At 61.0% G+C, this 5,730-nt stretch carries 6 protein-coding genes; 3 read left to right on the forward strand and 3 right to left on the reverse strand.

All coding sequences use genetic code 11. The features are described 5' to 3' along the window. Nucleotides 1–11: 11 nt before the first annotated feature. From WDA27_14580 to WDA27_14590, 3 genes are read left to right on the forward strand one after another with little or no spacing between them, the layout of a single operon-like run. On the forward strand, nucleotides 12–467 hold the full coding sequence (locus WDA27_14580) for a peroxiredoxin (protein MFA5892151.1): 456 nt from the start codon (nucleotides 12–14) through the stop codon (nucleotides 465–467). Nucleotides 468–486: 19 nt separating this feature from the next. Next, entirely contained in the window at nucleotides 487–1,878 is a 1,392-nt protein-coding gene (locus WDA27_14585) for a PhoH family protein (protein MFA5892152.1), read from the forward strand. Beyond that, nucleotides 1,859–3,100: a murein transglycosylase domain-containing protein gene (locus tag WDA27_14590; GenBank protein MFA5892153.1), complete on the forward strand. Its 1,242-nt coding sequence runs from the start codon at nucleotides 1,859–1,861 to the stop codon at nucleotides 3,098–3,100. The genes WDA27_14585 and WDA27_14590 overlap by 20 nt, the downstream gene beginning before the upstream one ends. A gap of 143 nt (nucleotides 3,101–3,243) precedes the next feature. Here the strand turns inward: WDA27_14590 and WDA27_14595 are convergent, their stop codons facing one another. The 3 genes from WDA27_14595 to WDA27_14605 all read right to left on the reverse strand — a co-directional run. Continuing rightward, complete coding sequence (locus WDA27_14595; GenBank protein MFA5892154.1) at nucleotides 3,244–3,588, reverse strand: Crp/Fnr family transcriptional regulator; 345 nt, start codon at nucleotides 3,586–3,588, stop codon at nucleotides 3,244–3,246. A gap of 33 nt (nucleotides 3,589–3,621) precedes the next feature. Continuing rightward, a complete protein-coding gene (locus tag WDA27_14600) occupies nucleotides 3,622–4,536 on the reverse strand; it encodes a selenium metabolism-associated LysR family transcriptional regulator (GenBank protein ID MFA5892155.1) in 915 nt (304 codons plus the stop codon). Between the two features lie 74 nt (nucleotides 4,537–4,610). Continuing rightward, nucleotides 4,611–5,730 (reverse strand): PilT/PilU family type 4a pilus ATPase (locus tag WDA27_14605; GenBank protein MFA5892156.1); only part of this gene is annotated, 1,120 nt, incomplete at its 5' end.

The following is a 5,730-nucleotide window of genomic DNA, read 5'->3' on the forward strand; positions in this document are numbered from 1 at the left end:
CCGCGAAAAAAATCGGCGTCCGCTCGTTGCCAGCGTTCACGCTCCCCGCCACCGGCGGAAAATCGCTACGTCTGTCCGATCTCAAAGGCAGACGTGTAGTGTTGTATTTCTACCCCAAGGACGATACGCCGGGCTGCACGCGGGAGGGCTGCGATATCCGCGACCGCCACGGGGAATTCACGCGCCGCAACGCCGTGGTCCTGGGTGTGTCGCGCGATGGCCTTGCCGCGCACGAGAAGTTCAAATCCAAGTATGGCTTTCCTTTCGAGCTGGTGTCGGACCCGGACGAAAAACTCTGTCGCGCGTTCGGCGTCATCAAGGAAAAATCGCTCTATGGGCGCAAAGTCCTCGGCATCGAACGCAGTACGTTTGTGTTCGATGAAACCGGCAAGTTACGTCAGGCGTTCCGCGGCGTGAAGGTCGACGGACACGCACAGCAGATACTCGACGAACTCGATAAACTCTAAGGGTAACCGAATCGCATCGATGGGAAACAAACGCAAGATCTTCGTGCTCGACACCAACGTCCTCATCCACGACCCCACCGCCATTCTTCGCTTTCAGGAGCACGACGTGTATATCCCGATCGTGGTCCTCGAGGAGCTGGACCACGCCAAGGTCGGTATGTCCGAAATCGCGCGCAACGTGCGCCAAGCCAGCCGCCTGCTCGACGAGCTCGTGGAAAAAGCCAATGGCGACATCTCCCGTGGGGTAAAGCTGCCTTCGGTCACGACCGACATCGAAACCGGGCGGCTGTATTTCCATCTGGAGGCGGTGCACGCGCACCTGCCGAACGGGATGAGCACCAGCAACCCGGACAACATCCTGCTCGGCATCACCCTCGACCTCGGCAAGAGCCACCCTAACCGTCAGGTGGTGCTGGTATCGAAGGACATCAATCTGCGCATCAAGGCGCACGCCCTCAGTATTCACGCCGAGGACTATACCAACGACCAGGTGCTGGACGACGCCAACCTGCTGTACACCGGCAAGGAGCGGCTCGATCCCGACTTCTGGGAGACACATAGCAAGGACATGGAGTCGTGGAAGGAGGAAGGCCGGACCTTCTACCGCCTCAAGGGCCCAAAGGCGCGCTCCTGGTTCCCGGGCCAGTTTATTTATACCGAGGATACGCATCCGTTCGAGGCCATCGTGCGCCGTATCGAGGCCAACACCGCGATCATCGAGGTCGTGAAGGATTATGCCTCCGAGCGCCACAAGGTCTGGGGCATCCACGCGCGTAACCGCGAACAGAATTTCGCACTCAACCTGCTGATGGACCCGGACGTGGACTTTGTCAGCCTGCTCGGCCACGCCGGCACCGGCAAGACGCTGCTGACGCTGGCCGCGGCGCTGGCGCAAACGCTCGAACAGCGGCGCTACAGCGAGATCATCATGACGCGCCAGACAGTGCCGGTGGGCGAGGACATCGGTTTCCTGCCCGGCACCGAAGAAGAAAAGATGGGGCCGTGGATGGGCGCGCTCGAAGACAACCTCGACGTACTCCAGGAACAAGCCACTCAGGAACACGGCGCCTGGGGCCGTGCGGCAACGCACGATCTGTTGAAGAGCCGCATCCGCATCAAGTCGCTCAACTTCATGCGCGGGCGCACGTTTTTGAAAAAATTTCTCATCATCGACGAGGCCCAGAACCTGAGCCCACACCAGATCAAAACGCTGGTGACACGCGCCGGGCCGGGCAGCAAGATCGTCTGCCTCGGCAACATCGCCCAGATTGACACGCCATATCTGACGGAAACCACGTCGGGGCTCACCTATATCGTGGATCGCTTCAAACTCTGGGAACACAGCGGCCATGTCACCTTGCAGCGCGGCGAGCGCTCGCGGCTGGCGGATTATGCGTCGGAGATACTGTAACCAACTGCTGCTGGCGCTCGTCTTCGCAGCGCTGACGGCGTCCTGTCAGACCACGGGGTTCCCTTCCGCCTACCAGGTGCTCGACGCGGCCAACACGGCGCGTTCCGCGGCCAATATCGCCCGCTCGGGCGACCCGCAGCAGGCGATCAAACAGGCGCTGAAACACCGCGCTGACGCCTACGAGCGCGACCCGCGGTTGCTACTGGCGGACGTCAAACGCGTCAAACGCGAGTACGACAACCTGATGGCGCTGCTGCGCGGCGAGGTCGGCAAGACCTGGGGCAAGAAGGAAGTCCGCGTCGCCACGCCCAAGCGCTACGTCAAATACACACAAAACTACCAGAGCCGCGCGATCGTAAATTTCGACACCGGCGAAATCATGGTCGAGACGGTGGACGAAACTAATCCGGTCGTGAGCCTCAAGAACGCCGTCGTCACCACCCTGCTCACGCCCAACGACCCGCGCGCGACCGACCTCTTTACCGACACCGCCGTGAAACTCAGCAGCGACCACGAACCGTACCTGCTCGGATTGGTGCAGGATGCCCGTGGACGCGCCATCGCTACGCCTGAGCAGGCCGAGAGCTTCGCGGACCAGCTGCTGGCAGGTCGCGGTACACGCACGGTGGAGGTGGGGAGCGGTGAGAAAACCGCGACGTTCGTCAAATTCGCCATGGTGAGCAATTTTGCGCACCGGCAGGCACAGCGCTATCGCCCGCTGGTGGATCGCTATGCCGCGCAATATAAGGTCAGCCCCAGTCTGATCTACGCCATCATTAAAACCGAGAGCAACTTTAATCCGTTCGCCGTCAGCTCGGCGCCGGCCTACGGCCTGATGCAGTTGGTACCCACGAGTGGCGGGCGCGAGGCGTTTCGCGTCGCCAAGGGCGAGGATGGCATTCCCTCGAAGCAGTACCTGTTCGAGCCGGGAAACAACATCGAGCTCGGCGTGGCCTATCTGAATGTCCTGACCTTCAAGCAACTTGAACGGGTGGAGAACCCGATCGCGCGCGAGTACTGCGTGATCTCGGCCTACAACACCGGGCCGTCAAATGTGCTGCGGGCGTTTTCCAAGAACAAGGACGACGCCGTGAACATGATTAATGGCCTGCAGCCACCGGAAATCTACCAACGCCTGCGTGCGAACCTTCCCTACGATGAGACCCGGCGCTACCTGCACAAAGTCGTGACCGCGCGCCGCGAGTTTCTGAGCTTCAACTAGGAAATTTGAATAAACCTCAAAAATAATATTTCTCGCCGCAAAGGCGCAAAGAGCGCAAAGGTATTGCTCGATAAAATCCCATATTTCTCTTTGCGTCCTCTGCGTCTTTGCGGCAAAGAATCATTAAATCGGAGGTTCCCGAGTCAGTCGCGATCGCCCGCCAACCGTTCGTAGTGCCGGCGAAACAGCATTTCCAGTTCGTCGATGACCTCCACCGCACTGCGACCCTTCATGATGTGCTGGTTCATGAGATCGTAGGTTTCGTTCAGAAGCTTGGCCGATTCGAGCATCGGATAGGTCGCGCGCAGGCGCTTGATGGCCACAACCACACTTTCTGCTTCGGGTCGGGCGATCGCCAGCGGCTCGGACGGGAGATTTTCATCGCCATGCTTTGTCAGCAGGAATTCGGCGTACTCGAGCAGTTGCTGCGCCTGCTCGTCGGGCAGGCGCTCGAGAATCTCGCGTAAACGCTCTTCGATTTTGCTCACGGCGTGGCCGCAGGGGACGGTGGCAGACCAGCACTACTTTTTCTGCTTGGAGGCGCGCTTTTCGCAGTGCTCGTGGGCGAAGTTCATGAATTCGTCCATGGCGCGCAGACGGAATTTCTGGCGCTGGAACACGAGCGAGAACGGCCGCTCGAGCGCCGGCTCGAGCGGGCGCGCGGCCAGGGTGCCAAGCTTGAGTTCCTTGACGACGGTGGCCTGCGACAGGATCGACACGCCCAAGCCGGCCTCGACCGCGCTCTTTATCGCCTCCGGATTGCCCACCTCGAGATTTATGTTGAGTTCGTGGTGCGTCATGTCGCTCCTGGCCAGAAACTCGGAGATGTACTCGCGCGTGCCGGAACCCTCCTCACGGCACACGAACGGCAGGCCCACCAGGTCCTGGCCGCGGATGGAGGCTTTCTTCGCCAGCGGGTGGTTCGGCGGACAAATGAACACCAGCTTGTCGAGCCAGCAGACCTCGACCACGAGGTTCTTGTTCGAGATCGGCGATTCGACGATGCCGACGTCCACGGAATTGTCCTCGACCATGTGCACGATGCCCAGGGAGTTGGAGACCTTGAGGCGGAGGTTGATGGCCGGGTACTTCTCCTTGAACTCGCCCAGCAGCATCGGCAGAACATATTCCGCGATGGTAGTGCTGGCGCCGATGATCAAAATACCACTGACATCGCCCGTCAGCTCGCGCACTTGGCTTTCCATCTCGCCGTAGAGCGCGATGATCTTGTCGGTGTACTGAAACACGCGCTCGCCGGCGGCGGTGAGACTGATCTTGTTGTGCGTGCGGTCGAACAGCCGCGTGTTGAAATATTCCTCGAGCTGGCGGATCTGGAAGGTCACGGCCGGCTGCGTCATGTGCAGCGTCTCCGCGGCCTTGGTGAAGCTCAGGAGCCGCGCTACCGTGTGAAATACCTGAAGTCTGCGATCCGCCATGGAGTTCTGGGTCTATCGGCTGAGCCGGGACCGAGCATTTGACCATAAAAAGCGGGGAGGGGGATAGCGCCCCATCAGGCGAAGCCTGTGAGCTTGAGCTTGAGATCCGTCGGGCTGGTCGCGTGCTGTAGCGCCGTTTCCTCGCCGATTTCACCCTTGCGGTAGAGATCGAGTAGCGAGGCGTCGAAGCTCATCATGCCCTCGGCCACGGTGCCCTTCCTGATGAGGTCGACGAGTTCCTTGAGCTTGAGAGGGTCGAGAATGTACTCGCGCGCCAGCGCCGACACCGTCATGACCTCACAGGCGACCACGCGCGATTGGCCGCCCTTGTGCGGCACCAGACGCTGGCTCACCACGCCGCGCAAGTTCTGCGCCAGCTTGGCGCGGATACCCGTCTGTGCCTCGGGCGGAAACGAAGTGATGATGCGCGAGACCGCCTCGGCGGCGGCCGGTGAATGCAACGTGGAGAACACCAGATGGCCGGTTTCGGCCGCGGTCATGGCGATCTCGATCGTTTCCGGATCGCGCATTTCGCCGAGCAAGATCACGTCCGGGTCCTCGCGCAGCGCCGCACGCATGGCGTCGGCGAAGCTGTTGGTATCCACGCCCACCTCGCGTTGGCTGATGATCGAGCGCTTCTCGGTAAACAGGAACTCGATCGGATCCTCGATGGTGACGATGTGCTCGCTGCGGTTAAGGTTTATTTCGTTGATGAGTGAAGCGAGCGTGGTGGACTTGCCGGCGCCGGTGGCGCCGGTGACAAGCACGAGCCCGCGCTCCGCGCGGATAAAACCCGTGACGATGTCCGGCAGGCGCAGCTCGACCGGCGTCGGGATATTGACGTTGATGACGCGCAGCACCATGCTGATAATGCCGCGCTGGTAGAACACATTGGCGCGCACGCGCCCGATGTCCTTGAGGCCGATCGAAAGATCCACCTGATGGGACTGGCCGAAGGTCGCCTGCTGCCGCGGCGACATCATGCCGTACGCCATGCGTTCCATGACATCCGGGGCGAGCGGCGGAATTTCGCGGATGGCGCGCAACGCGCCGTCCACGCGCAGAATCGGATGATTCCGTGCGCGCAAATGGATATCGGATGCCTTGACGCGCACGGCGTAGGACAGCACCTGGCCGAGAAGCTTGAGCGGATCGGCAGAGGTGGCGGCGGTTTCGCCGGGTATGGGCGCGGCA

The organism is Actinomycetota bacterium (genome assembly GCA_041658565.1).
Lineage (GTDB): Bacteria > Actinomycetota > AC-67 > AC-67 > AC-67 > JBAZZY01.

Bases quoted from the DNA above. Each gene is read 5' to 3' on its own strand.
- WDA27_14600 (MFA5892155.1), bottom strand. From the start codon at position 4,536: ATGGCGGATCGCAGACTTCAGGTATTTCACACGGTAGCGCGGCTCCTG.
- WDA27_14585 (MFA5892152.1), top strand. From the start codon at position 487: ATGGGAAACAAACGCAAGATCTTCGTGCTCGACACCAACGTCCTCATC.
- WDA27_14590 (MFA5892153.1), top strand. From the start codon at position 1,859: ATGCGTCGGAGATACTGTAACCAACTGCTGCTGGCGCTCGTCTTCGCA.